The following is a 23,550-nucleotide window of genomic DNA, read 5'->3' as shown; positions in this document are numbered from 1 at the left end:
GAGAGGCTTGTTGTCTGAAGAATTCCTCTCTTATCTGCCAAAACATAAATGCTTTGCTGGAATTAGCACCTTTTCATATTGAATGGTTGCTGAGGCTTCACTGGGCCAGTCCCTCCGCCTCTCATTATAAGAGTTTATATAGTTTTTTTGTTAATTGGATAGTAACACAGTTTTTTGGAGGAGTCAAAATAATTTTCGGAAAATTCCTAGTCATTTTTTTTTTTACTCCAGAGCACCTTATTCTAAACCTTTTTATCTCTCTAAAAAAAGCAATTTTAAAAAACTAAACAGATGTAATAAAAATAGAGACATAAATAATCACAGTAGAAGAAAAACTATTAACAAAAATAAGTGAGGGTTATAAAATGACAACAAACAATAATTTAAAAACACTTATCTGGATGGGAATAGGGAGTGCTGTACTTTCAAGCATTTTTAGTTTTATTATTATTAGTTATTTAACCGCATTAAACAAAAAAGTAAACAAGCTATAAGTTGACTACTAGAAAAGGAGCAATTATTTGAAAGAATATGCAATTTGGTCAGAGCAATTATCTTATATAAAAAATTATTTATATTTTATCTTTTGATTCACATAAATAAGATTAGGATTATCAATATTATTTAAGGCTTGTAATTTAGCTACTGTTGTATGATACTTTTTGGCTATATATGTTAATGTTTCCTTATTTTTCACAATATGATATTGCTCTTCTTTACTCTGATTTCTATTTTCCTTAGGATTAATCCACGACCCAGGCATATTTTGCTGTTTCGTAACATTCACCATACCTTCTGATTCATTAAAAATATAATAACTGTCAGGTTTTACAGTGCCTTTACTATTTTTATTTGCTAATGCATCTTGAGCGTTCCTATAAGCATTTATATTTTTTACTACATCATATTTTGGGATTTTCTGAGGTTTCACTGCTTCTGTTGAGCGTAATTCCCCCCAATCTCCTGGTGCTTTTTTGATCTCATTGCGATCAACATTAATGCCTGCAGCATAAACATTATTTTCATATTGATACATATGAATAAAATCACAAACTTCTCCTCTTGACCATGCATATGTTTGCCAATAATAATCTACCTGTTCCTTTAGTGCCTGCATTACTCTAGAAGAACCGTAAACTCCTACTTTATAATCTTGTAGCTGGTTTTTCACTCCATTCATATAGCGACGAATTGTTTCCATATCTTTTAATTGTGCATCAAAATCAACTGCAAAATAGATAGCCGTTCCTTTTGGCTGGTCTACCTCTTTTGCATAGTTACTAGCTTCTTTTCCATCAAGTTCTCCTTGTTTCCAGCTAAAATATGAAGAACGATTGGCCGATTTCTGAAAAATGCTAATCAATAATAAGCCTGCTGATTGAATAGCTGCTGCTTCCTTTTCATCAAATGTTTTCCAAGATTCTCCTAAATAACGAGCTGCATAAGTAAATCCTGCTTGCTTTAATGCTTTTGCCGATTGTAAAGATAATTTTGTTGCACAATCAAACCCTGCTCTCATCCTGCCACTCTCCCTCTTTTTTATTGACTCTATTGGTGATTATTTATAAAACATGGCTTTTATAGTATATTTAGAAATGAGAAGGGAATTTAGATACCCATTTCAGCAATTTTTTGATTATTTCGCCATTTCCTCTATTCATTATTAGTACATTTTTGAATAGATGATTCTCAAATAGTTGATTAAAAGGAAAATATCATCTGTTAGCAAAAAAAGCCGTGCCAATGCTTCTCCTATTTTTTTATGAAAAACAATCTACTGCAATTCCTCATTTAACTTCGTTCTGCTACTGAGCTTGGCATCATTCTTTAATTCTTGCTCAAATTAACAAATAAACGAAACGATAAAGATCATTGCATATATGTCAGAACACCTAAAACAATTTCACCAGTTTATCGAAGATCGTACAAAATCAACAGAGACACTAATAGAGTATTAGAAAAACTACATCTGATCTTGCAACATGGCAATTTTGATTTATAGTAATTATGCTTTTTCTCTCTATTAAAAGTTTTTCTTTAGATTTCTCCAAACTAGAATTCACTTAAATAATTCCAAACATGCCGTCAGCAAATTACAACACTATTTGCTCTTTCTCTACCTGTAAATGGACGGCAAGAAAGCAAAATCATACTGCATAGATAAAACTCTCCTATTTTTCAAATTAAGCATCAAGATAAATAAAAGCAAAGCACTTGGTTCGAAAAAATAGCAAGCAGAAATTCTCCCACCTGTTCTGTAATAATATTTTATTTTGTTGACAAAAACTATTTTCAAGGCTTATGAAACAGTAACGCCTATATAAGTTATCATTAAAGTATTATATATGATAAAAAGGGCAACTTCACTCATGAGTAAAGTTGCCCAACATAAAATTCTGACCCCATTAATTCTAATTTTTTATAAAATCAATTTGAATCCAGAGATGCTATTCCACCTTTAAAATATTTAAACTATTTGTTTCCCTTACTTTTTTCTACCTCATGCCCACCAAATTCATTACGTAAAGCTGCGACAACTTTACCTGTAAACGTATCACTTTCTAATGAACGATAACGCATTAATAAAGACATTGCGATGACAGGGGTAGCCATTTGTAAATCAAGAGCTGTTTCAACAGTCCACTTTCCTTCACCAGAAGAATGCATTATCCCTTTAATTTCATCTAACTTTGCATCTTTAGAAAAGGCATGCTCTGTCAATTCCATAAGCCATGAACGAATAACGGAACCGTTATTCCATACTCTAGCTACTTTTTCATAGTCATAATCAAACTCACTTTTTTCTAACACTTCAAATCCCTCACCAATCGCAGCCATCATCCCGTACTCAATCCCATTATGGACCATTTTTAGAAAATGGCCACTCCCTGCTTGTCCAGCGTAAAAATATCCATTTTCAACAGCAGTATCTTTAAATACAGGCTCTACCATACTCCAGGCTTCTAGATCTCCACCAATCATATAACAAGCACCATTGCGAGCACCTTCCATTCCTCCAGAAGTTCCTACATCCATAAAGTTCACTCCAACTTCTTTCAGTTGGTTGTAACGACGAATTGATTCTTTATAATGAGAATTGCCAGCTTCAATAACAATATCGTCCTTGTTTAAAAGGGGCATAAGTTCACTAATCACTGAATCTACAACGGCATGTGGAACCATCACCCAAAGAACTCTGGGCATTTCCAATGATTGAACAAGATCTTCTATACTAGTTACACCTTTTGCTCCATACATTTGCATTTCTTCAACGGCCTTTGAATTTAAATCAAATGCGACTACTTCATGTTTATTGTCAATTAGATTTTTCCCTAAATTTAATCCCATTTTCCCTAAACCAATTAATCCGACATTCATGTTAAGTGCCTCCTATATATCTTTATCAATAAATTGTGTAATATTATTTCTGTATATCCTGAAAATTATACTTATATATGTTTTAAACTTGCGAATAGTCCTATTTACCACCATTTAAATCCATTCTCTTTTACTAATTTATCAGAAGCCTCTAACCTGATCGGTATGAATGCAGAGGTATATGGTTTTGAACCATATCTCGAATAGTTGCAACTTTGTCATAATATCCAGCTCTTTCTTCTAATCCAACCGTTTCACTGGCTATAATTTGTTCATTGGCAATGTGTTCATTATTCCATAATGCTTACAGTATAGGATTAGCAAACTCTAATGCTTCAAGATTTTGAAACATCGGCTTTCCAAGATAATGGTCTATACAATAAATTTCCTCCTCTTTGAAAACACGACCTAGCTTTTCATTTAATTCTTGGACAGATTTCAAATCATGGCAAAATGACTTTTCTAGCCCTTTGTAGAGCCTAAGCCACTTTCCTTGATATTAAATGCAATGTCATCAAAGAATGGAGTAGCAACTGATAAATAAAAAGACGATTTTCAGAAATACTTAACTCTTCCTCACGTCTTTGAATGATTTTTAATAATTTGTTATCCCCTTTTTTATCTGTTACATCTAAAGAATGATAACGAAACGCATGGATAAAGTCTTCCATTTTAGAATAGTTATCAGTCGAACATCTAGAAAATGTGAGGAATGATTCTTTCACAATAGAAATCAAGCACTTGCTTTCAACTGAATATCATATATAGTATCCTACTGTTTGTACAAGTAATAATAAAAAAGTTTTCGGAATAACTTTCCAATACTTTTTTATTATCCTATTTATTTTGAATACCTTGATCTAGAAACAACTTATTTTGCTAAAATATTTTAAATAAGAATTTAAAATATTACTATAATCCCCTTACATTCTTTCTAGTACAAATATCCTTTTCAATGGATGAATGATGCGAATCAGTTTGTAGATATGCTATACTTGAGACTAATTTAGAATCACCCATTACTTATAGTTAGGATGATTAGTATTAAATTAGGACAAAAAGTAATATATAAACAAAAAATACATTTTATGTTTTATGATTATGGAAATGGATTGCTTGAAATACAACACTCATCAACAAAAGCAATCATTTTAGTGAAAACAAAAGAATTAATCTACCGACTAAAATAGCCCCACAAAAAAGAGCAGAGCTATTTCAGACGATAGAACATCTGAAATACTACTACTAGTAGAGGAATGTTTAATGTTAGCTTAAGAAGCTTTAATGATCGATTATATTCAAAAAAATAAAATAATATGAAGCTATTATCCTATAAATATATTTTTTTTAAAAAAACAATCCCTATTTTTACTTAAAAAATAAAGCTATTCTCTCAAAATCCCCTACTTTATTCATTGACTAAAGCCAATATAATGGTAAAATTAAAGTGGGCAAATTTTACGAAAGTAAAAGACGCAAAGCCACGGGCCTAAAGCATTAGCTATGGTAGCCGGGTTGCCAAGATTCAGTCTTGTAAAAATCGATATATTCTTTCTAATTTGCCTTATTAAAATTAGAAAAGAGGAAAAAAATGTTCTATCCAACCGTTTTAACTGAAAAAACAAGCATTCGTCATGTTGTAAAAGACAGCCAGCATTGTGTATGCGGCACTACTTATAAACATTATGCAACATTTGACAAAAGGGATTTTAAACGTATTCAATTTAGACAACGTACAGAAATAACATGTCCTAGCTGCAAATCCATCATTGAATAATGATGGATTTTTTCCTTTTATTGACTTACCTCATAACTATTTTTTTTAGTGCCGCTGCGTTTTATCGTAACTTTAAAGTCAACAGATACCTTTGATTTTACAAAACCTTCCTCCCAGTTGTTTTTATATTTTTTAAAATGCTTATAATCATTTTCCCTCAATAATTCACCAAACCCAAAAATATCTGCTTGATATTCTTTTTGCATTTTCTTCACTAATTGCTGGATATCTTTGTTTATTTGATTATTAATAAGGTTTTCAAAATGATCAAATGTTTGGCTCTTTAATAAATCTTGTTTACAGCCCACCTCCTCAACAACAGCAATTGCTCGAATTTTCACCCGAAATGTGGGGATCCCTTTTATTTCCTTTGCTGATACATCTGACACTGATCTGACGACATGGATGCCTATTACTTTTTTTTTATTATTACAAGGAACTCCTATATACGTTTGTTTCATTTTATTTTGAATCATTAACAGATTGCGCGTATCATTTAATGTTAAATAACCGATTACTCTGCTGTTTTTAAAAACTGCCAGAGGTTCTAGTTTGACCTTTGCTTCTGGTATTACATTTTTTAGATTATCAACGCTCATCCCTTTTTTCAGATCGCCTTCAATGCTTAAATTGGCAATCACAGGAACTTGCCCTTCACTCGTTAGCACACGAATAAAATCATCCAGACGCATCCCAGGGTCTCCTCCCCACCCCCGATACATTTGGGTTAATTGGGCACCTATTTTTAGGGAAGAATTTTTATATATAGGACTGACTACTTTTAAAATATCTTCTGCACGATTCCCTTTAACTAATACAATATTGAAATCAGAACGTATTTCTCGATTCCGCTCAAAAAAATCAAGAAAATCCAACAGTAATTCATTAACAGCATCTTCACTTATTGCTAGCAGCCTCATATGAGAGTATATAAATTTTTGGGAAGCAGCCACATTCATTTTATGCAATAATTCGGCAATCGTATTTCCTTCCACTGTAAAAACAAGAGCAGGGGTTTCTCCTTGTGCTGTTCGTGTATTCAATTCAGTAGCATTAAGAACCTCTAACGATACTCTGTACTTTTGTTTCTCACCGGCATCAATTGCAATGCCAGTAACAAGACTCGTTTGCGAAAGTTCTTTCCTATCCCAGCATCCTGTTAATAGACAACAGGCCAACAAAATGCTTAGTATTTGTCTCCACTTCATGCTCAATTGCTCCAATATACAAAAAATTTCACCACATTTTGCGATTAAAAGTAGTTTATGGAAAAATATATTATCTATACAAAAATAGCTAAAAAACGGACTAATTCATCTCTTATTTCTCCTCTCAAACAAATCTGATAAAAGAAAAAAGAAAGGTGGAATTATTATGAACAAAATCATTATTTTACCATTTTTTACGTTAACATTAGAAATTGTGGCAACTTTTTAACCGCTGCTATCTTTTCGATTCGCTATATTGAAGTTATTGGGCTGCTTTTTACTGTTATTCTTTTTACTTTCTCAAGCAGTGGTGGTAGTTGGACTAGATATATAGATAGCAAGATTAGTGCCCAAACTGGTATTATTTTAGAAAAGGAACCATTTTTCTTTCGTATGAATCCTGCTTTGCTTGTCTCCATTCTTTATACAATTATTGGTCTTATTATTTTCATACTTTTAATTTCCATAATTATCCTATAAGCAAATTGACAAATCACCTAGAATATTCGTTTGATGCATTCACAAATGCAAAAAAAGATACTATTCTAAAAATTTCTTTCACAATTAGATTTTTTAATTAAGGGAATAAAATTACTTTGTCTGAAAACGCTTGACTATCTTAGGAATCCTCTGAGCGCAGTCACCTTTTTATGGTAATAACTATAACCATAAAGGGGAGTGATAAAGAGAGCGAGCATTTTACGCGTAGCTTGAAATATTGATATATCAGCTTTCTTGAACATAAAAAGAGCAGCCAATGACCGACAAATCGACTTATTGGCTGCTCTTTTTTACTAAAGCTCGATTTATTTTTTTTTGCTATTGTATGTCCACAACAAATGTATACGAAGCATTGCCTTTTTTCCATTTGGTCTCCACTTCAATAACATGCTTCCCTAGTTCTGCCGGCAATGTCAGTTTATTGTTTTTTATCGTTAATTCTTTGCTTCTTTCTGTGCCACTCCATATATATGCATGAATTTTTGGATTAGAATCATCATGGAAAGCTATATCTCCAACTGATTTCTGTTTTATGCCAACAGCCTCCATATTCTCTGCTATTTGATTTGGCGAAGCGGCATCTGCAATTTCTGTACTATAAGACAGCAGATATCTTGATGTCCATTGATAAGAACCTCTTTTCATTGTAATGTCTTTCCCGTTAATTTTTATGAATGCCTCCGGCGGCTCCCCTTGGCTAGAACAAAACCTAAATACTAATACAGCAGCCAATACAGCAAAGATTATAATCACCATAAATTTTTTTCCCAAGACTATTCCCCCTTTTACGGTTAGACGATTTTTATTTTGAAAAGTTCCAATACTTTCTAAAAAAGGAATTTTACGAAATAAAATAAACCGAATTACATTGCCTAGTCAGATAAAAGGAGGGAATAATAATAGCATTTTTCTCATTTTAAAATTTTTTTAAAATTCTTAATCATTTCTCTATTTACCTTTTTCCCCCTAAATCAATAGATGCATAAAAAGTGTTTAGGAATCCTAATCAACATTCACCATCCATTATTAAATGTAATTAATTTCTTCTATTCAGCTTCATTACTTATTTGACTAAAATATTTATTGCATATCCTTTATGAATAAGCAGCCAAGCTTTTTCAAACGATAATTATAAAAGTTAAATTTTAATTAAAGGAGACTTCTTTAATGAATCAACTAATAAGCAATCTAGATTTACATGCAAAAGGTCTTTGGTTTCCTGTGTCGATGAGTATTATTCTTTTGCTTATTGTAATTTTCATCCCCCAAAAAAATATTACTTGGAAAGAAATATATATTACTTTTGGGATAATTGCTTTTATTACTTGGTTTTGTGACGGGCTTATTGGGAGGGTGTTTAATCTGTTAGACCTTGGAAACCCAAAATTAACAGGGCTTGGCGAAATATTTTGCTATACATTTATTCCAACGTCCTTAGCCAATCTTTATCTTAATTACTTTATTGAACAAAACAAGTGGAAATTAGCAGCGATATTTATTCCTTGTTCATTAGGCATCGATATTGGCATGACACTTTCTGGATATATGGTTTTTCATGGGTGGAGTCTGATTTATTCCATCATTATCTACTTTTTTACATACGGATTTTTCCTTCCGCTGCACATTCGGTTTATCAGATCATAATATTTTATCGTTTTTTCTATTGAAAAGAGACTTAGTTAGGATCTAATGCAGTATACTGGGACACTGTCAATCAGAATATATTCAGTGCCAATTTCGTCGTTATTTAAACATAGACCCGATTCACGTTTAGCCATAGCAAACTGTTTGAATTAATGTTCATTAAATACATGTTGCTTCATGTGATGCTCCATATGATGGAGATAATCTTGTATAAGCCATTCAAAAGTCTTCAGCTGATTATTGCCAATATCACAAACATAACTTAATTTCTCCTTTGGCATTTGTTTTATTATGCGGATTATTTGCTTATTTAGATGCACCCATAAATCTAATACTTCTTCTTTTATCATTTCTTTATATCCTTGCAGCATGACCCACTTATCTTGATTATAGGAAGAAATAACAAATGGCTGTGGTTCAATATTGAATCTTTATAAAACGCTCCAAATTCATGATCACGGAGTCGCAAAAATGTCCTAGCACTTCTTTTTTTGACCATTTATTCGGTTCCGGCTGCTTGGAAATCGCTGATTCTGAAAGGTTTGTGAAATCTTCTGTAACTTTATGTATCCAATCATTTAATTGTTTAATTATGTCTTCCATCTTATTCCTCCTGATAATAGCAAACCTATATTGCTTTCTTTTTCCAGCTTACAAAAAAATCATCTTTACTTTCATACAAAAAGAATGATTGAGCGACAGAATGGAATACTACCTAAAAAAGAGGAGATTAATATGAACATATGAACGCTTCCCCTTCTAATGAAAATTTAACCGCTCTAGTTTGGAAACTAGCGATTGGCTCTACTTTATCTTGGGAATTGGCCAAAATATTAGGTTCACATCATCCCTATTTAGCGCCATTATCCGCTATTTTATGTCTGCAATCGACAATAAATCAAACGCTGGCCTTATCGGCAAAACGTTTAATCGGAACAGTCATTGGCATAATGCTTACCATACTTATTGCAGCAAACTTAAGGGTAACCGGATGGAATTTAGGGCTATTAATTTTGATTGGCGGATTTATAACCAAATATCTAAAATCAGATAAAATTACCATTCACCAAGTCGCACTAACCATTTTATTTGTGTTTGTATTTGAACAGCAAACAAAACATTATGCAATGGATAGAATGAGGGATACGGTAATTGGTCTAGCAGCGGGTGTCATCATACAAATTCTATGGTTTCGATTTATTTTGCCTCTAAAAAAGCGTGCAATCTGACTGAAATCATCATTTAAAATCAGCTCAACTTTTAGCAAAATATAGTTGAATTCCAACTTTTATGCATGCTTTCTTAATAAAAACGCAATCTAAAAAGAGAGAGGGAGATAAAGATGATTCGTTTGCTTATTAATATACTGGCAAATTTCCTTATTTCAGGACTGTTAATGAAACATAATTTAAATTGGCATAGAAAATTGGTTGCAGCTTTTGTACCAATCTTTTTTATTTTTATGGTGCTTCAATCGGAGTACGTTATTGCGCGAGTCAAATCAGCAAAAGGCTAAGTGTACTAGCAAAAAAGCGATAAAAATTTTGGCTTCTTTCTCTTGATGACATTCGTCTTTTTTATCCCGTATTAACGGGTAGTAAACCTCCACTACGAGAGATTAGGAAGGGCAACAAAAAGTCTTAATCTAGTTGGGCCATAACCGGCCATTCATTTTAACTAACAATCAGCGAGAATGAGAAAAACTCCATGCTAATTGAGGTTTCACTTTATACCATTGAAGACAAAAAAGAAAAACGAGCACCATATCAATGATATCCCCTCCATAATACATCAACATTCCACCTATTTCTGCCTGCCTTTTTACAACGCCAACTGGCGGATAGGCATAGATATATTTGGAAAGGATGCCATGACTTGCTAGAGCAAAAATTAACACTGCAGCTCGATAGAAAAAACTAGTTCGATATGGTTTTAAGTCAATATCAAGCATTGACCATATAAATAAGTAGCCTGCAAAAAAAATATGCAGGTGAATGACAAGATAAATTAAAACCGATTCATGCATAAAGGCATATAGTTTTGTCGTATAAAGAATCCATAATCCCCCCATATGAAGCAATGCTGCAACAAAAGGATTACTGTAAATCCTTATAGGCAGCGACTGCAGCACTTTTGCTGCTATACGAGCGGCTTGAATTGGTATCGTTCTTAATAAAAGCGTCATCGGACATGAAAAGCTTACAAAAATTGGTGCAAGCATACCAAGAAGCAAATGTCCAAGCATATGTGCACGAAAATCAATCGAAGCATGCTCTGCAATTGGCCCAGCAAGTGAAATGGCAGCACAAATCATCCCTATTATCCATAAAACCGTACGATTGAGCGGCCACTTTTTATATTTTTTATTGGATAAAAAAACACAAAACAAGTAGATAATTATCATAAAAGAAAAAAATACAATAATAAAAGGATCCATGGAGATAGCCTGATGCTGGTGGATATGGTTATTATTCATTTTTTTGCTAGTCTCCAAACATGTGCTTTTTTCCCTGTGGCAACAAGTAAATAACTTCCTGTTGCAATCATCAATACGGCAATGCTATTCCATACCCAATCATAAAGATAAACATTGTCTACATAACGGATTTGATGAAGGCCCATGAATTTATGCTGAATCGTTCCATCATAGAGCTGAAAACAGCCTCCTCCAAGCTGTACGCCTCCCCACCATCTTTTAAACCAATAGCCACCTTTTTTTCTCAAATCTGCCACTATAAATAAGCTTGCAATAGTCGCAAACCAACTGAAAGCATGAAATAAGCCGTCCGAAATAAGCCCAATGCCTGTTGTCGATTTATCATAAAAATGATGCCAATGCAAAAGCTGATGAAAAATAGTTTCATCAATAAAAGCAACCATACCTAATCCGAATAAAATACCTGACCAAAGATTGGCAGATAAATAATCATAACGAGTAGAAGATACTTCCCTTTGTTCCATCACAAGCAACCCTTTCTTAACTACATACTTTTTCTGCAGTTTACCCAATAGAAAGATTGTTTACACACAAAAAAAGAGACATTTATTAAAGAGAAGGAATAATTAGATACACCTTCATAACGAAGAATATCAAACAGTTATTCATCGTGCTTCAAAATCAAAAGAGCAGTGAGAATTCATGTTTTGAATTCTCACTGCTCTTTTATCTCCTATTAAATGATTTAAGAAAAATTTTCCGTTATTTTCAGTTCCAATTTTCCATCTTGTTGCTTTCCTACAATTTCCACTAAAATAATTCCCACTGTCCCTAAAATGGTGTTGTTAAATACTTTATAAATTTGTTTTTTTTCCATTATAGCTAATTTATCATTATAATATTTTAAATAGATCGCTCTTATTTCATCAAACTTATTATACAATCCAGTAAATACTCTTTCCCCGCTTTTTATGCTTTTAAAAGTAGGCTCCTTCGCTTTATTTCCATCAAATGTAATCGTAATATTTTCTAATGCTTCTTGAAGATTATTATCAACATAAACAACCGGCAATGTCTGCATTCCAATAAACATGCTTCATCTCTCCTTTAACATTTATGTAATAAAAAGCTTTTTGCTTTATTTACGAGATGATGGCTAAAAAGGTTGCAATGAAAGTAAATTTAGCTGCTTTACAAAAAAGAAGAATATTTTTTTAAATGCTTCGAATAACATTGGACTGCTATTTATCATCTAGCCATTTGTCATTTATTCCGCAGTAATGAGCAGTAAACTCCTCACCTCAAGATGAGGAGAGGAAACGAAAAATCTAGGTGGGGGATCACTCCATGTAAAAATGAGATAATTCTTTCTCCATAAACACACTATTTGGATCTTCTTGATAGTCTGCAAAAGGTTTGCAATACCTGAATTCAAAGCTTTCATATAATTTTCTTGCCGGCATAAAAGCTTCCATTGATCCCGTTTCTAAACTTATCGTTAAATAGCCCCTTTGTTTTGCTTCTTCGATAATGTGGTGAAGAAGTTTCCTTGCTACCCCTTTTCGCAAATGATTGGAAGAAGTACGCATAGATTTTAATTCCCCATGCTTTTTGTTCAGCTCTTTTAAAGCACCACAGCCAGCCAACTGCCCTTCCTCCCACACACTCCAAAAAGTAATCTCTGTTTTTTTCAGATTATCAAGATCTAGTGCATGAATACTTTCAGGCGGGGAATTTAATGACATACCCTGCAAATGCTCCCCAATCAATTCAATAATTTCTTTCCCTGTCAAATCATCTATTTTTATCTCCATAAAAAAACACTCCCCTTTATCCTTATTCCACGACTACTTTTCCAAATTCTTCTATATAATCAACTTTCGCAGAATTTTTTAATACATCTATATATTTCCTGTTAAGTTACCTTTTTAAGAATGGATAAACAGATAAAAAATCGGTCACAAATTTGTCGGATTTTTCTATATTTTCCGATGTTTCTTTTGTTAACTTAGCTTATAATAAAATCAAATGCAAATTAATGGAGCTGACTAATTGAATGTTTCTTATAAAAAAATCATTTTCTTGTCTATTATTAAGTATTTTGCATTTTTTTCTAGGTATAAGTGCAATTTTGGGTGGCGCATCCTTAATCATTTCTCCAAATGGACAATTATTAAATATGCATCTTCCCATGTTAGAAAACAGTTCTTTTAATAGTTTTCTCATTCCAGGATTCATCCTATTTTTTGTAATTGGTGTTCTCCCTCTGGTTACTTCCTTTTATCTTTTCTCAGAAAAGCAGATTAAAATTGGTTCAAAAATCAAACTGTATAAACATCTGCATCTTGCATGGAATTTTTCATTATACAATGGATTTATCTTAATAATCTGGATAACGATTGAAATATATATGATCCAAGCAATCGAATTCATTCAAGTTTTCTACATCATCCTAGGCCTAATCATTCAATTTATGACACTTCTTCCCGCTGTTAAAAATCAATATACAATTCAATAGGCGTGAAATATATGATATTTTCTTTTTCCAGTATGCTTTTCTTATCACAGTGAAGTGAAGAAATAAGTCCAGCATTTAAAACTAATGGACTATAATTATATTTACATTTTAATAGTGGAAATCCCTTTCACCTAGTCCCAATAATTAAAGATAATCTGTCCCATGGTTTCTGGTTTCCAATAAACCATTTGTTTTAATTCCTCGCTATTTAGCTCATCTTCATTTAACTTCATCAACACTTGACTAGTAGGAATATTTAGATTTACTGTATAAAAAATTTGATAATATACAGAAAACTCATCAAAAAGTATAGGGATATCCATAAAAAAATATGTTCATATTCAACAATGGAAGCATATTTGTTTGAATTGTTTCTCATCGACTAATGGCGGAATAGTTCCTTCATTCGTATAAAAACCAGTAATTCCATTTGGAAGTTTTATTGTAAATTCCACCTTTTTATTTATATAGAATATCGCTAAAAACCATTTTATTATCTAGTTTCATTCGTACAGATTCCATGAAAAGATTCCTAGTTTTTAAAATAAAAATATCTTGTATCTACAGATAGAAAATTCAAAAATATAAAAAACGTTTTATCATCTCATTATTAACCTTTTTGTATGTATCATTTTAACTTTACCGTATTTAATGGAACTTTTTGTTTGGGTAGTGATTTAACTGCATCCCTATTTACCGGTTTAATAGTAAAATATATCAGACAGTATAGGTCTATTGGATAAATTCGATTTATATCCCGCAATGATATACGTAATAATTCCCTTCTGCTAACCGATCTGCCATAGAAATCATCTTCTCCAAAAGATGGAGTACTTCTTTTCGATTTAATATAATTTCTTCACCTTCTCCTGATTAATTGTCTCCCTCTACATAAGTAAATGCTCCTTTAAGTGTTATCAAACTAGGGGCATATTGAAATAAATCTCGTCAGTCAACAAAAAACCCTTTTAAAGTTGATGCAGAATGAACAGCAAATAACGTCACCCTATAATAATTAAGTCCAGATACTTTCGCTGATGATTGACTTGCCGCAGGATTTTTATTCGGAATCCACTCTAATGAATCGTATATATAGGTAATAATATCATCAGAAATGGCGACACTGTTTACTATTCTATTGCTTTCTTTTGCAACTTCTGTAGCTCTGTTGTATCAGGAAGCAGATAAAATTCATGTGTTAATCTCATACTCTCCTCCATTAATGCAAATATCATTTTCCGTCTTTTATTATATATCACACTATTATTCTGGATAATCGTGCTAAATATCCTTCTTTATTTGTAAAAAATATTTTTTGAGATTAATGTAATATTTTATTTTATCACCCGTCTATTTTTATAAAAAACACCTTGTACATATATATTATGTATGGAATCTCTAAAAAAATAGATGGAAACAAAAAAGTATATAAAAATAGGCAGTTTATCGATTCTATTTTTTTCATTATATTATGAAGAATTTTTATTTCTATATTTCTAACTTCTTTTTTTTGCATATATTTTAGACATGAATGACATACTATTATGTAGACTAAATAAGCTATTGCTTTCCTTCATTTGCTAAAAATGCTGTACTTTATTTTTGCTATCAGATCCAACCATTATAAAATACCCGTTTTTATGCAGATTAAAATATATAAAAAAAGGGTCTTTAAACCTAATTTTTATTATAAATAGATCTAAATAACTATAAAATATATGATACTATAGAATCAAAGGCAAATTTTACGAAAGTAAAAGACGCAAAGCCACGGGCCTAATGTGTACAGCGATGGCAGCCGGGCTACCGAGTTTATCTCGTAAAAACCTATTTCTTTCATTTGCCAATTTAAGAAAAGGGAGCATTGATATAGAATGTGTAAAAATATCATGATCGCAGATGATTCTATGTTTATGAGAAATTTATTAAAAGGCTATTTATCAGTAGGTGACTATCAAGTAGTGGCTGAAGCTTCAGATGGATGTGAGGCTGTCTTTCTCTATAAAAAATATTCACCAGATGTCTTATTGCTAGACTTAACAATGCCTTGCAAAGAAGGCATGACTGTCTTAAAGGAAGTAATAGAGTTTAATCCGAAAGCAAATGTTGTTATTTGTTCGGCAATGGGACAACAAAGATTGATAATGGATGCTTTAACAATCGGTGCAAAAGACTTTATCGTGAAACCAAACTTTCATGTTTTAGTTCCTATCTTAAATAATTTATTTCATTAGTATTTACTGATCCAGCAAATGCTAAATTAATTTCTTACTGTACTAAAGTCAAAAAGCAGCACCTTTTTTTGAGATGCTGCTAATGAATAATATATTTGAACTGCTTATTTTATTTTCTAATTAAAAGAATACTTTCATCAATGACAGTGTTGTAATCGCTGCAATAAGCACAAGAAAAGCAAAATATCTTCTGCATTTCATCTAATGCCAGCCAATATCCGGATAAACTCGCAAAAAAAAACATCGGTGAACCCGCTAATTTTATTAAAATCTACTATATAGAAAATAAATCTGCTCTTTTCATGCTTACACTTCTCTCTCCACACTATTTTTAAAGCAAATAACATAATTGCTGTTTGTATACGATCAGTATCATTTTTTGACCTTTAATTTCTCTGCAAAAATCCTGACACCAAGGCATATTAATATCTTGATGTCAGGATTTTTGATTATAAACTAAGGAAAAATCCTCCTTTTCCTCCAGATTTTTTTATTAGTTTGATTAATAGCCTTAGCTTAACAGCCAAATTTCATTGACAATCCTATTGTAAAGCGCTTTCATTTTTAGGATGCTTGATTTTCAAAATTAACTAGTGCCTCTCGCAAATCTTCTCTAATGGAACGAAATGTTATGGTGTGTTTAAAATTTTCCACACATTCAATAAAATTGGAAGCTGTATATTTTGAAATTTCTAAAGAGTATCCTCCTGATCCGTTCGGAATATTCTTTGAAAGTTTTCTTAAATTCTCAATGCTTTGTGGCGCTAGCGCTTTTGATGTTGCTTCTAATGCGACAGATAAACCTATTTTCAAACTGGATGGACTATTAACATACACTTGAACCATACTCTCACACTCCTGTCGTTTTTACCAACATATTCATAGAATCGGGAATTTATTCCGCTGTAGAATAAAATATGTTCTAAATTAAGTATTTGCTGTTTCTGCATTTTTTATTGTTTTTTCTTACAATGAAATAATTCTATAATTCCCTTACATTTTCCTGCTTTTAAACAAAAAAACAAGAAAATAAGTTGAAACTCTTTTTGCTATAGGTCGTATGATACTTTATTGTCATAAAATAACCAAAGAATATTCTGATTTTTCCTTTGTAAGAATTGCTTTTATATTTAGGTTTTAGAATGAACACCAAATTAAAAAATAAAATAATGTAATGGAGAAGGCAATAACGATGGAGTTTGTTATCGGGTTAGTATATATATTTGGTTGGAGAAATAATCTTTGCATGGGCTATTTCTAAGAAAATTAAACAGCCATTAAATTCCCCCCTTAAAAACTGATCCTTCTGACTAGTCCTTTTTATTCCCCATTAACGGGATTTCCCCCTACCTCGAGATTCGAGATTAGGAAATCTCGGTGGATAGAAACACTGACCCATAAAAGTCCAATTCGTTCAACTAACAAGCAGTAGTGAATGGGAAAATAACTACTAATTGAAGTTTGACTCTATCACCATTCACTTACCTTTCACTATATACTTATAAAACTTTTTATCCACTTCCATCACTGGAAAGCTATCAGGCAAGTTATTGTGATCCATGCTTATAAAGCCATTTTTTTCATAAAATCGATGTGCAGCCAAAAATTTGGGTGTTGTGCCAAGAAATACAGCTTCTATTGTATGTTCTTTTGCCCATTGAAGTGCAATTTCCAAAAGAATGCTTGCTGTTTTATAAGTTGCTCCACGGAAGTTTTTATCAACAAACATCTTTCTTAATGCCACTTGCCCTTTTCCAATATCTAATAAACTAATGGTACCAACCACTTTATCCCCATAAAGTGCAGCCCAAAAGTTACCGTTTCCTTTCTGATAAAAAGCTTTAATATCTAACAAATCTGGCTGATCATTTTTGGTAATTGGAATATTGTATTCTTGCTGCTGAATGTTCAGAATTAAATCGATCACTTGAGATTGATAGTCATCACAGTATTCTTTTACAACCATAGTATTACTCAACTATTACACCGCCCGCTATGATTTTTATTTCCTGTTTTTATTGTACTAAAAAATTTTGTCCTTTTCCTGATTTTTATTATCACTTTGTAATCAATCATTCACAAAAACAGAATATTAAAATTCATTCTCCCTCTAGAAGAATAAGAAAAAATGCTTAGTAAAATTACAAATAACGATTTAATCTATTATTCAAAGATTGTTATATATTTGATCCAAGCAAACAAGCAATCTTAACTAATACAAATAGAATATAAACTTAAACACCTCAAAAAATTATCTATTTTTATGTTGATATACCAAGGTATTCAGCGACTTCTTTTGGAACTTTAAATAGAACAATAACTAATGAAAACCAACTATAATTGCGTATTAAAAATGTTCTTATTTTGTCCCTATTAACAAGGAAAAAAGCACTTCCTTAACTTAACGCTCTTCTTAGATTATCATTTTCCTTTTATAAATGAATTCAGCTTATTCATAACAGCAACATAGTTCGTTGTATACAAAATATAACTGCTATTTTTTGTTTTAATTGCAATTCTATCTGTAGTCCCATATGGAATACCAACTCTTATTGCTTCCTTGGGTTCTCCACCATAAGTATCATCTAATTTCACTTCCGTAATATCCAATACGGGTATTTCAATTTTAGTAAATTGATGTCTGATAACAACATTATCATTTTCCTTTTTTGCATCTATTCCAATCATATTTTATCCACTCCTCACTAATTTGGAATTTCCTTCTATTTTTTTACGATTAAATATGGAAAAAGTTTCAATCTAATCAACTAAGCTCTCATTCTGTTTACTCTTTTAAAATTGGAAAAAACATCTTTTTATTTACTTAAATTCACAAAAGAAGTTTTATAATAATATCTTTGGGTAAAAAATGCTTATAACTTCTAGAAAGGAATTTTAAAATGAATTCGTTAAATAAACTTAATAATGAAGACTTAGTTAAAGTATATATATCTGCTAACAAATATAAATTATCAATGGAATTTATAGACTTATTAGAAACAGAGATATATAGAAGAAATATTTCCGTCAATTTGTTTCAAAAACCCCTTTTATAAACTTACATCTTTCTCATTTGTTGCAAATGTGCTTTATACATGTACTATTTTCCGCTTTCTTCACTTTTATCAGTAAGTTACTGTCTTTATTAATCTCTACATTTTTTACTAGTAAGGACTATTTTTATTAGGTCTATACTCTGGTATGTCAACACAAATTTTTAAGGAGTTTCAGTTTATATTCTATGGGGCTTAAATACTCCAAAGTTCCATGAATTCGAATGTAGTTAAACCAATTAACATAATCGTATAATTTTCTTAATAATTCTTCTAAACGAATAAAATGTCTTTTTTTGATAAACTCTGTTTGAATAATTTTAAATGTTGCTTCTGCTGCAGCATTTATCATAAGGGCAGCCTTTTTTGCTTAATGATCGTTTAATATGGAACGTTTCTAAAGCTGGGTAAATTGAAGATATGTGGAGAATTTGGTATGTGTCACGACTAACAGAAAAAAAGGGTACCCGAATTACCGTATTAATTATATCGAAAGTAAAGATGGAATTAGCGCTTAGTCTGAACCCATAACCCTATTCTTAGAGAATGAATCTGTCCATATTCGAATGTTATTGGGTATGAGATGGCGGTTTGTAGGAGCACAAACTTATATATTTTCCTCCTCAAGGTTTATGGTTATTAAAGGGAGTAGCTCCTAATGATACACGTGGAAATTGGCATTACACTCCTGAATTGATTTTAGGGGAAAATGGTATAGGAATGGAATCGGGAGCCCAAGTGGACACTACGGTGAATCAGACGCGAATAAGAATACATTATATATGTTTTTTAATGATTTGCATCAAAATCAGAATTGGTTGAATATGGCCTTTGAAAGTGTAAAACACAGGAAAATCCCACCATTTCTATTACCTTTCTACCTCACTATTGGAAAAATAGAACGAAAAAAGATTAGTGATTAAACTTTTACTATTATAAAATATATAAAAAATCATTATAGTTAATCAACGATTTGTTAGCATTATCATAGATTCCATTCATTTCGTATGGACGTTTCTTCTGCTTCAAAAAACAGAAGAAACGTCCCCATAGTACTAAACAGTCATTTTCCAACTAGACAACTCTAACCAATTCTCCTGTTCCTTATAATCAGGCATTATTTTCCCAACAAGGCGCCAGAAGGAGCGATCGTGATTCAGATGGACCAAATGGCACATTTCATGAATGACTACGTAATCAATCACCTTCTGTGGCGCCATTGCCAGTCTCCAATTAAATGTTAACTGCCGTCTTGAATCACACGTTCCCCATGTGGTTTTGCTATCAGAGATAGAGATGGAACGCGGTTTTGTCTTAAAGTGGCTTTGATAGGAGGAGATACTCTTCTCTACTAACGCCTTACATTGTTTATAGTAAAATCGTTTTAAAGCTTGTTTTATTTTTTGATCGTCATGCTGCCTCACATAAATATGTAACTTATCAGCTTCAAACACTACATGGTCCTGCGTAATACTTGGATCACCGTGAATCTGTATTGGATAGGTTTTTCCTAAATATAAAAAGCTCTCTCCATGTTCATAGACCTTCTCCTTTGTCCCATGCATTCTATCCTTCATTTCTTTTAATTTTTGCTGAATCAGGACCCAATTTCCCTCTAATAATTTAAGCACTTGTTCATTAGATGTTCCTTTAGGAGCAAAGACTTCAACAGTTCCATAACCATCTAATTTTATAGCAAAGGAACTTCGATTTTTGTATTGTATTTCGTAATGTATTGTCTCACCTAAAAAGGTATGTATCATTTTATCACCTGTATGCTTATCCCCTGTATCTTACAGTCAATCCTCTTAAGAATTTCCTAGCAAAATTATCTCCGCATTCTTTATAATTCTTATGTCCTTCTTTTCTTAATAAAGCGCCTAATTCTCCTTTAGATACGACGATTCCACCATCTTCGAATATGTCCAGCATATCCTCACTTGTTAATGATAGGGCAATTTTCACTTTCTTTAATAAGAGATTATTCACATTTGGGGTTTGGTTAATGGACGGTTCTGGTGTATTAGCCTGACCTGGTTTAGCTTCTTGTTTTCCTCTTTTAATGGTAATTAAGCCATTTAAAAATGAATCCAACATAATGTTATTGCATTTCATATTTTCGTCAGTATCAGCTAAATTCTCATCCTCGTCATAACTATCCTTTGTTTTTGTGAGGATCTTTAGCACTTCATCCTTTGTTGTCTCAACTCCGCCAAGCTTGAATATCTCTACCATATCTGTATTTTTTAAATCCAGGGCATATCTTAATCTAATTAATATATCGTTATTATCCATCTATACTCCTCCTATAACTTGCTATATGTAAAATAGTGACTGGTGTGGCTGCAATTTCAATCAATTTCATTCACTTCTACAAATATATAACTTCTCATATTTATCAATCTTCGTCAACTCCTGAGAAAAAACACTAGCCATGCTCGCATTATGCCCTAACAGACTATTCCTAATAACAAAAATCAGACCATAGATAAATTAGTGATTTTGTTCACGAGTGAGGCCTGGCGCCAATTCATAGTGATTAACCAATATGCGTTAGTTTATCAGGATTCCTCATATTTTGTTATGAAAATAAATTTTAGAAACTAATTACAAAAACTATTTATGGTACGTTTTACATTCATGTATCAGCTAATAAATTCTAAAACCTCATTTACTTATGGTACGGATAGATGTTGAGAACATTGTCAATTCTTTGGCACTTGCTCCAGTTTCTGTTGCACCTGAATATCAGAAAAAAGGAATTGGAAGTCAATTAATTTATGCTGCCTTAAAAAATGCAAAAGAGCTTAGTTATCGTTCAGTAATTGTTTTAGGACATAAAGACTATTATCCAAAGTTTGGTTTTAAACTAGCTAGCTTATGGAATATAAAAGCTCCATTTGAGGTGCCTGATGAAGTATTTATGGCACTAGAATTAACCGATAATTCTCTTGAAAATGTGCATGGTATCATTCAGTATTCAAAAGCTTTTTCGGAGTAAAAGCTAGACAAATGATTAGACATTAATAAAAAAAGATCGTCAGAGAAAATGTTGTAAAACGTTTTTTCTATGACGACCTCTTTTTGAGGAGGTAAAATCCACTAAACATATATACTTTTCCTATTTAACTATGCTGTCCCTTTCGTTCAATAATTTCAAAAAAGGACCAATGTATTCAAACTTACTCTAAAAAAGCCACTGAACAAGGTTGTAGAACTTTAAAATCCAAAGAGGCCTCCTAATCTTCCTACTTTCCACCTCCACGAAACGATAGCCGGTGAAAGATATTGATACACACAAACAGTTCTTCTCCAGTTATCTTCCTCGAATCAGCAATGAGAGGAAGATACATGGCATGATAGGTTTCGGGCACCCAGATGTAGTGATGGACATACTCTGTGAGAAGAAAGCCGCATGATTGCCAAAAAAGAATACGTCTTCTATTATCTAGTGTTTCCTCTGACTCAGCCTCAATAATTAATTTTTGATATCCCTCAACAGCTGCTTTCTGTCGCAGGTAATCAACAAAGTGTTTGCCAAGTCCATGACCTCTATCTTTTTCAGATACGGCCAAATAGTCGATGATCATAGCCCGGTCAGATACAAGCTTCCCTGTAAGAGCCATAACAACCGCTACCGACTCGTTGTATCCCACATGAAGCTCGGCAATTCCTTGTGCAAACATATTTTTGATGATCTTAACCGGCTTAGCCCCCTTATCACCAAATGCCTCTAAATAAAAGGGACTTACGTCCTGCCAAAGTTCTTCGTCCCAAGTGCCAACTGTTTTAATTTTCATAAGGATTTCTCCCATCTAACTTGTTGTTCTAATTTTGCAGCAGGTGAAATAGTGTTAAATTTCTTCCATTAGAATTGTGTCTTACGGTTATAAGAGCTATTTTAATCAAAATATCTACCTCTATAGTATTTTATTTAGATGCATACTTCTTCAAAAGATATTGAAATTCTTTTCCTTCTTCAACTCCCTCCGTTAATATGAAAATGTGTAAGGCATTCATGGATTAACCGACTTCGTTAACTCTTTAAGTAATCACAAAGCTCAATTAAAGTTCCATCAGTCGAAGCTGGATTAATATATATTAGTCTTCTTCCGCGTAAATTGGTACGGCGTGTATTCTCTAGAAAACGAATCCCATTTTTACTCGCTTCATGTATGGCAATCTCTAAATTGTCGACTCGATATGCAATATGATGTACACCTTTCCCCCGTTGTTTTATAAAACGCGCCATTGGGGAATTTTTATTAGTTGGTTCCAATAACTCAATTACTTTATCAGCGGTTTTAACAACAGCCACATGCACTTCAACACCTGGGGCATCACTTGTATAACGATCTTCCAAACTACCATTTAATACATTAAGGTAGAAGGATAGAGCATCATCGATATTTCTTACTGCGATTCCCACATGATCTAAAACATAGTTCAAAATATATTACCCCCATCTATCATATCTTTATTAATATCATGTTAATTTTACTTGCCTACTAGCAAAACAGATAGAATTTTTGCACAAAATCACTCCATTTCGTTTCTTCAGATAACAAATTAGTATCACTTTCCCACGATTTCATTGCATTTCGAAAAGCATCTACCCTGTATTTTCCCACTCATCTTTTCGATCAATTTTATCCCATTTTAACAATTGAATGAATTAAGTCCTTTTTAGTATTTGTTTAACTAACCTCCCTTTAGTCTATAAGAACGAAAAAAGGATATCAATCGTGCCCAGGATCAATTCCCTCCTTGATCTTTATCTCATATCTTTTAATATCCATT

General features: G+C 32.3%; 26 protein-coding genes, 3 pseudogenes and 3 riboswitches. Of the genes and pseudogenes, 9 read left to right on the top strand and 20 right to left on the bottom strand.

What is annotated here, in order from left to right:
• Window positions 1-27: 27 nt before the first annotated feature.
• Window positions 28-133: riboswitch (SAM riboswitch) on the bottom strand.
• A gap of 232 nt (window positions 134-365) precedes the next feature.
• A complete protein-coding gene (locus CWS01_RS23190) occupies window positions 366-494 on the top strand; it encodes a hypothetical protein (protein ID WP_268877073.1) in 129 nt (42 codons plus the stop codon).
• A gap of 74 nt (window positions 495-568) precedes the next feature.
• Here the strand turns inward: CWS01_RS23190 and CWS01_RS22990 are convergent, their stop codons facing one another.
• The 3 genes and pseudogenes from CWS01_RS22990 to CWS01_RS13810 form a co-directional block, all read right to left on the bottom strand.
• On the bottom strand, window positions 569-1,519 hold the full coding sequence (locus tag CWS01_RS22990; protein WP_101177779.1) for a glycoside hydrolase domain-containing protein: 951 nt from the start codon (window positions 1,517-1,519) through the stop codon (window positions 569-571).
• Window positions 1,520-2,472: 953 nt separating this feature from the next.
• Entirely contained in the window at window positions 2,473-3,378 is a 906-nt protein-coding gene (gene gnd, locus CWS01_RS13815) for a phosphogluconate dehydrogenase (NAD(+)-dependent, decarboxylating) (RefSeq protein ID WP_101177778.1), read from the bottom strand.
• 178 nt (window positions 3,379-3,556) lie between these two features.
• Window positions 3,557-4,103, bottom strand: a pseudogene (locus CWS01_RS13810) (glucose-6-phosphate dehydrogenase); the annotation flags it as partial.
• 715 nt (window positions 4,104-4,818) lie between these two features.
• Window positions 4,819-4,901: riboswitch (cyclic di-GMP riboswitch) on the top strand.
• A 68-nt stretch (window positions 4,902-4,969) separates the two neighbouring features.
• Here CWS01_RS13810 and CWS01_RS13805 point away from each other — a divergent pair.
• Window positions 4,970-5,155: a hypothetical protein gene (locus CWS01_RS13805; RefSeq protein ID WP_101177777.1), complete on the top strand. Its 186-nt coding sequence runs from the start codon at window positions 4,970-4,972 to the stop codon at window positions 5,153-5,155.
• Between the two features lie 17 nt (window positions 5,156-5,172).
• On the opposite strand, the gene CWS01_RS13800 is transcribed toward CWS01_RS13805, so the two are convergent.
• Both CWS01_RS13800 and CWS01_RS13790 read right to left on the bottom strand, forming a co-directional pair.
• On the bottom strand, window positions 5,173-6,363 hold the full coding sequence (locus CWS01_RS13800; protein WP_101177776.1) for a Ger(x)C family spore germination protein: 1,191 nt from the start codon (window positions 6,361-6,363) through the stop codon (window positions 5,173-5,175).
• Window positions 6,364-7,182: 819 nt separating this feature from the next.
• Window positions 7,183-7,635 (bottom strand): hypothetical protein, encoded by a 453-nt coding sequence (locus CWS01_RS13790; protein ID WP_101177774.1) that lies wholly within the window; start codon window positions 7,633-7,635, stop codon window positions 7,183-7,185.
• A gap of 396 nt (window positions 7,636-8,031) precedes the next feature.
• Between CWS01_RS13790 and CWS01_RS13785 the strand changes: the two genes are divergently transcribed.
• Window positions 8,032-8,508: a hypothetical protein gene (locus CWS01_RS13785; protein WP_101177773.1), complete on the top strand. Its 477-nt coding sequence runs from the start codon at window positions 8,032-8,034 to the stop codon at window positions 8,506-8,508.
• Between the two features lie 149 nt (window positions 8,509-8,657).
• Here the strand turns inward: CWS01_RS13785 and CWS01_RS22985 are convergent, their stop codons facing one another.
• Window positions 8,658-8,858: a DinB family protein gene (locus CWS01_RS22985; RefSeq protein WP_235852062.1), complete on the bottom strand. Its 201-nt coding sequence runs from the start codon at window positions 8,856-8,858 to the stop codon at window positions 8,658-8,660.
• Window positions 8,859-8,925: 67 nt separating this feature from the next.
• Window positions 8,926-9,111 (bottom strand): hypothetical protein, encoded by a 186-nt coding sequence (locus CWS01_RS22980; RefSeq protein ID WP_235852061.1) that lies wholly within the window; start codon window positions 9,109-9,111, stop codon window positions 8,926-8,928.
• A 140-nt stretch (window positions 9,112-9,251) separates the two neighbouring features.
• Between CWS01_RS22980 and CWS01_RS13775 the strand changes: the two genes are divergently transcribed.
• Together CWS01_RS13775 and CWS01_RS22415 are read left to right on the top strand one after the other, a co-directional pair.
• Window positions 9,252-9,737 carry an FUSC family protein gene (locus CWS01_RS13775; protein WP_101177772.1) on the top strand — a complete coding sequence of 162 codons (486 nt, stop codon included), beginning with the start codon at window positions 9,252-9,254 and terminating at the stop codon, window positions 9,735-9,737.
• 113 nt (window positions 9,738-9,850) lie between these two features.
• Window positions 9,851-10,024, top strand: a complete 174-nt coding sequence (locus CWS01_RS22415; RefSeq protein ID WP_157827655.1) for a hypothetical protein — start codon at window positions 9,851-9,853, stop codon at window positions 10,022-10,024.
• A 168-nt stretch (window positions 10,025-10,192) separates the two neighbouring features.
• Here CWS01_RS22415 and CWS01_RS13770 read toward each other — a convergent pair whose 3' ends face one another.
• The 4 genes from CWS01_RS13770 to CWS01_RS13755 all read right to left on the bottom strand — a co-directional run bounded on the left by CWS01_RS13770 (window position 10,193) and on the right by CWS01_RS13755 (window position 12,759).
• Window positions 10,193-10,984, bottom strand: a complete 792-nt coding sequence (locus CWS01_RS13770) for a cytochrome c oxidase assembly protein (protein WP_101177771.1) — start codon at window positions 10,982-10,984, stop codon at window positions 10,193-10,195.
• Window positions 10,981-11,469, bottom strand: a complete 489-nt coding sequence (locus CWS01_RS13765) for a DUF2243 domain-containing protein (protein WP_101177770.1) — start codon at window positions 11,467-11,469, stop codon at window positions 10,981-10,983. The genes CWS01_RS13770 and CWS01_RS13765 overlap by 4 nt, the downstream gene beginning before the upstream one ends.
• 221 nt (window positions 11,470-11,690) lie before the next feature.
• The gene (locus CWS01_RS13760) at window positions 11,691-12,038 is read right to left on the bottom strand and encodes a hypothetical protein (protein ID WP_101177769.1); all 348 of its coding nucleotides are present in this window, start codon (window positions 12,036-12,038) and stop codon (window positions 11,691-11,693) included.
• Window positions 12,039-12,285: 247 nt separating this feature from the next.
• Window positions 12,286-12,759, bottom strand: coding sequence for a GNAT family N-acetyltransferase (locus CWS01_RS13755; RefSeq protein WP_101177768.1), 474 nt, complete (start codon window positions 12,757-12,759; stop codon window positions 12,286-12,288).
• A gap of 242 nt (window positions 12,760-13,001) precedes the next feature.
• Here CWS01_RS13755 and CWS01_RS13750 point away from each other — a divergent pair, with 242 nt between their 5' ends.
• A complete protein-coding gene (locus CWS01_RS13750) occupies window positions 13,002-13,463 on the top strand; it encodes a hypothetical protein (RefSeq protein WP_101177767.1) in 462 nt (153 codons plus the stop codon).
• A 131-nt stretch (window positions 13,464-13,594) separates the two neighbouring features.
• On the opposite strand, the gene CWS01_RS22975 is transcribed toward CWS01_RS13750, so the two are convergent.
• Window positions 13,595-13,786 carry a hypothetical protein gene (locus tag CWS01_RS22975; protein ID WP_235852060.1) on the bottom strand — a complete coding sequence of 64 codons (192 nt, stop codon included), beginning with the start codon at window positions 13,784-13,786 and terminating at the stop codon, window positions 13,595-13,597.
• Between the two features lie 1,404 nt (window positions 13,787-15,190).
• Window positions 15,191-15,274, top strand: a riboswitch (cyclic di-GMP riboswitch).
• Between the two features lie 63 nt (window positions 15,275-15,337).
• Here CWS01_RS22975 and CWS01_RS13740 point away from each other — a divergent pair.
• Window positions 15,338-15,697 (top strand): response regulator, encoded by a 360-nt coding sequence (locus CWS01_RS13740; protein WP_101177766.1) that lies wholly within the window; start codon window positions 15,338-15,340, stop codon window positions 15,695-15,697.
• 564 nt (window positions 15,698-16,261) lie between these two features.
• Here CWS01_RS13740 and CWS01_RS13735 read toward each other — a convergent pair.
• From CWS01_RS13735 to CWS01_RS13725, 3 genes are all read right to left on the bottom strand, one after another.
• The gene (locus CWS01_RS13735) at window positions 16,262-16,543 is read right to left on the bottom strand and encodes a hypothetical protein (RefSeq protein WP_101177765.1); all 282 of its coding nucleotides are present in this window, start codon (window positions 16,541-16,543) and stop codon (window positions 16,262-16,264) included.
• Between the two features lie 631 nt (window positions 16,544-17,174).
• Window positions 17,175-17,663 (bottom strand): GNAT family N-acetyltransferase, encoded by a 489-nt coding sequence (locus tag CWS01_RS13730; RefSeq protein WP_193603781.1) that lies wholly within the window; start codon window positions 17,661-17,663, stop codon window positions 17,175-17,177.
• A 455-nt stretch (window positions 17,664-18,118) separates the two neighbouring features.
• Complete coding sequence (locus tag CWS01_RS13725; protein WP_101177763.1) at window positions 18,119-18,385, bottom strand: SunI/YnzG family protein; 267 nt, start codon at window positions 18,383-18,385, stop codon at window positions 18,119-18,121.
• A gap of 212 nt (window positions 18,386-18,597) precedes the next feature.
• Here CWS01_RS13725 and sda point away from each other — a divergent pair, with 212 nt between their 5' ends.
• Complete coding sequence (gene sda / locus CWS01_RS13720; RefSeq protein WP_101177762.1) at window positions 18,598-18,753, top strand: sporulation histidine kinase inhibitor Sda; 156 nt, start codon at window positions 18,598-18,600, stop codon at window positions 18,751-18,753.
• Between the two features lie 148 nt (window positions 18,754-18,901).
• On the opposite strand, the pseudogene CWS01_RS13715 reads toward sda, so the two are convergent.
• The 3 genes and pseudogenes from CWS01_RS13715 to CWS01_RS13705 all read right to left on the bottom strand — a co-directional run.
• Window positions 18,902-19,151: pseudogene (locus CWS01_RS13715) on the bottom strand (IS3 family transposase); the annotation flags it as partial.
• A 654-nt stretch (window positions 19,152-19,805) separates the two neighbouring features.
• Window positions 19,806-20,513, bottom strand: coding sequence for a M48 family metallopeptidase (locus CWS01_RS13710; protein WP_101177760.1), 708 nt, complete (start codon window positions 20,511-20,513; stop codon window positions 19,806-19,808).
• Window positions 20,514-20,529: 16 nt separating this feature from the next.
• Complete coding sequence (locus tag CWS01_RS13705; protein WP_101177759.1) at window positions 20,530-21,045, bottom strand: YehS family protein; 516 nt, start codon at window positions 21,043-21,045, stop codon at window positions 20,530-20,532.
• A 409-nt stretch (window positions 21,046-21,454) separates the two neighbouring features.
• Here CWS01_RS13705 and CWS01_RS13700 point away from each other — a divergent pair.
• Window positions 21,455-21,751, top strand: a pseudogene (locus tag CWS01_RS13700) (GNAT family N-acetyltransferase); the annotation flags it as partial.
• A gap of 247 nt (window positions 21,752-21,998) precedes the next feature.
• Here the strand turns inward: CWS01_RS13700 and CWS01_RS13695 are convergent.
• Together CWS01_RS13695 and CWS01_RS13690 are read right to left on the bottom strand one after the other, a co-directional pair.
• Entirely contained in the window at window positions 21,999-22,550 is a 552-nt protein-coding gene (locus CWS01_RS13695) for a GNAT family N-acetyltransferase (RefSeq protein WP_157827654.1), read from the bottom strand.
• Window positions 22,551-22,786: 236 nt separating this feature from the next.
• Entirely contained in the window at window positions 22,787-23,200 is a 414-nt protein-coding gene (locus CWS01_RS13690) for a VOC family protein (RefSeq protein ID WP_101177757.1), read from the bottom strand.
• Window positions 23,201-23,550: the final 350 nt, after the last annotated feature.

Source organism: Niallia nealsonii (assembly GCF_002835805.1).
GTDB classification, from domain to species: domain Bacteria; phylum Bacillota; class Bacilli; order Bacillales; family Cytobacillaceae; genus Niallia; species Niallia nealsonii.
Note: the sequence above shows the minus strand (reverse complement) of the source record. Positions and strands in the feature narration are given on the sequence as shown.